The sequence below is a fragment of the Chryseobacterium sp. SIMBA_028 genome (assembly GCF_046535285.1).
Taxonomy (GTDB): Bacteria; Bacteroidota; Bacteroidia; order Flavobacteriales; family Weeksellaceae; genus Chryseobacterium.
Window position 1 is genome coordinate 1 of record NZ_JAWRWZ010000921.1, and the last position, 228, is coordinate 228.

The window sequence follows — 228 nt, forward strand, 5'->3', positions numbered from 1 at the left end:
CGCCGAGGCGCAGAGCCGCGTACTGATCGTCTCACCTTACCTGTCGCACAAAGCCATAGAGGCCGACGATCTCGGCTCGCTGATCCACGCACGCAGGGACAATGTGCGGGTGGTTGTCGCCTATGACCGGTTTTTGAATTCGGGCCGTAGCGGAATTATGCAATCAGGCGCGGCAGCGGCAATTGCTCTGCTTCAGAACGCCGGCGCCGAGATCTGGGCCTTGAACGG

The 228-nt window shown here is 61.0% G+C and carries 1 protein-coding gene; it reads left to right on the forward strand.

The features are described from left to right. Positions 1 to 228, forward strand: a 228-nt coding sequence (locus SCA31_RS25900) for a hypothetical protein (protein WP_410699800.1), incomplete at both ends; no start/stop codon positions are given.